Genomic DNA, 3,165 nt, shown 5'->3' with positions numbered 1-3,165 from the left:
ATAGACTGATAAAACAAGATATTAACTATTCTATATTAATTGAAGGTGAACATACTGTATCTATTACACAATATCCAACTATCTCACTTAACTGGGAGTCAGATAATCAATTAGGTTTTAACTTATCAATTGTCAGATTTTTGTTTGATGATTATAGTAATAATGCTCCTGTTAACTTTATAGATTCCTCAACAGTTGATGCTTTTCATGTTTCAGCTGGAGCGAGTTTAAAAAGCAATAGAGATTATGAAGTAGCAATTGTATATGAAGATGAATTTAAGCGAGCATCAACTGCATTGACTTGTATAAAAAATTCAGTATACATTCCTCAAAAAGAAAGTGATAGTATTAACTATTTGAGTTTGCATATTAATCATAAGCCTCCATTTTGGGCAACATCTTATCAAGTGGCAGTAAAAACTACTCCCCTTACCTATGAGGTTGTAATTATAACAACTTATTATTCAGAAGAAGGATACGTGTGGTGTAAGCTCGAAGGAAATTCTAAAGATAAAATAAAACAAGGAGATATTCTTATATTAAAAAGGGATTCGAATAAAGTTTCTGATAGTATTATACAAACTGAAATCTTAGATAAAGTAGAACAGCCTTCTGACTTTATTAAAGGAAATAAAGATAGTAAAGGCAATGATATTATAGAACCATCTGGTACGTATATAAAGATTAAGCCTGTAGATTTTACAATGTCTAATGAAGATTTTGAAATATATCAGGATGAACGTTCTGATAAAAGAAAGTCGTCAGGGAGTTTACCAGATGTAAGATTAGATTTGTTTTATGACAATGAGACTCCTTTAGAATTGCCAGTTGGAAGTTCAGTACATCTATGGATAAGTTCAGTACATCATAGAGACGCAGGAAGACTTGAAAATACTTTTGACTATACTTGGAACATAAGTGTAAAAGACTATAATATAGAAAGGTGGTATAAAGATTTCATTGAGAATAAAAATCTTTGGGGAAATAAAGGAAATTCAAAAGACAACTACAAAGGTCATATTCGAAAAGAAGGAAAACGTCTATACATAGAAGGTACTAAACCTGCAAGTAGTGGGGGAAGAAGAGGGTATATTGATGCTAAGATTGTTATTAGAATCAATAATGGTTATTATGTGTTTGAAACAAAGCCTAAGAAAAGCACTGATATGGATATATTTTATCTATCATCTAAAACTTTTACAATTGAAAACAATCGTCATAAGGGAGATGTTGATCAAACAGATACAAGCCCTGCAATTATCGAAAGAATTGATTTTTATAATTGTTTTGCATTTGGAGAGGGAATAGAATCATATAAAATTAAAGATCATTTTAATGCTAATGCATTAAATATTGATTTGAGCCCTACTACAATAAGTAATGAGGAATATGGAGAAATAATACGTTATGCTGATTTAACTTATGGCGAGCAATTTGTTGAGAGTACAGGACTTAATGGGTTAAATTCATTCAATAGATCATTAGTTAATTGGAAAGAATTAGATAAACAGAATGGTACTATTGAGAAAATAGTTTCTAGAGATGGTAATTTATTAGTTTTTCAAAAAGATAAGGTTGGCCAAGTATTGTATGGGAAAGATGCGATGTATAATACAGATGGAACAAGTAATGTTGCAAAGGTGCCATACATTCTAGGGGAGTATGTTCCTTATACAGGAGAGTATGGTATGACACATCCTGAGTCATATGAACAAGATGGAAATAGAATATATTGGGTAGACGCCAAACGTGGCCATGTTTTAAGGCTTTCATCTAATGGGATTTCACCAATTACATATGGAATGGAGGGATGGTTTAAACAGAAATTGAACGAGTATTATGGTGCAAAGATACTTGGAGGGATTGATCCTTATAATAACATGTATAATATTCATATTGGAGATAACCCAGATGTACCAACAATAGTTGATTGTGATTTTGTACTAAATAGATTTGATGTGGTTTTCCCTTTTACTTATTATGTTAAATTGAATAATTTAATAGGTACTACAATATTTAATTATGATGTAATAGGACATGTTACAATAGAATGTATTTATCAAGGAAAAACCTATGTAAAATCTAATGTAACTGGAGCAGGAGAAATATTGATTCCTATTAATTCAGTAACTACAGAGAATATTAAAGTTACAATTACACCCATTGCTCTATCAGCTACTTATACAATTACTCACACATGTCCTATAGGTTCTGATATTACAATAAAACAACTTATTTTGAGTGATAACACATTGTATGGTAGAACAACTTCGTCAGGATATAAATGGGGTAATTCCCAACTGTATAGTCAAGAAAATGATTTTACCACAAACGTTATAGATATAACTGAAACAGGAACTCAAGGGATAGGTAAGTTTCCTAAAGACAATTCTAATATATCTATGTATTCATTACAAGATGTTACCAATACTACTGTTTTTGATCCGAATTGGAATAGAATGGCATATTTATCGTATCCTTTTAAAATTGATACGATTGAGGAGATAGTTAATAGGTCTACTATTATTGATGTAGAAAAGGAAAGTAATGTTTACTATCCATCTTATGTAGGTAAGTTTGAATTAAAGAGAACTATATTCGATGTACTTTATATTATTTATGATTACAGATATATTGGTGGGGAAATTCCTTTACCTGTAGTTTCAGAGATAGAGTTAAATGGAAGTGTATGTACTATTCTAATTCAAAATGAATTAAGTAAACCATTCGTAAAACAGATTGAATATTATTTTAAAGAAAAAGAGAGTACTGAATGGGGGAATAAAAATGTGAGTATAGTAGAAATAGGGTCTACTATTATTAGTCAACAAATATCTGTCATTATTGATATTGAAAAAGATTATGAAGCCAAAGTTAATTTTGTAACACATAGTAATGAAGTATCTAAAGATAAAATAATAGATATCAAATCAGAATACAAGGAAGTGCCAGGTCCTAAAACAATTACAATTGAAAAAATAGGAGGTGGTACCAATGTTAAGATAAAATACTTTCCTGAAGAAAATTATACCAGCGTAATAGACTATTCTGAAATATTTATTAAAGAAAGCCTAACTGAGGATTGGGGAGACTTAATTGATAATAAAGAGTTTACTGAAGGGTATAATCAAGAGTACTTGTTTGAAGGATTAAACAAGTATAAAG

The 3,165-nt window shown here is 30.1% G+C and carries 1 protein-coding gene; it reads left to right on the top strand.

What is annotated here, in order from left to right:
* A partial coding sequence (locus GOQ24_RS12060; RefSeq protein WP_160339803.1) for a hypothetical protein occupies positions 1 to 3,165 on the top strand: 3,165 nt, incomplete at both ends.

The organism is Myroides sp. LoEW2-1, assembly GCF_009767705.1.
GTDB classification, from domain to species: Bacteria; Bacteroidota; Bacteroidia; order Flavobacteriales; family Flavobacteriaceae; genus Flavobacterium; species Flavobacterium album_A.
This window is presented reverse-complemented; position numbering and strand designations above follow the sequence as displayed.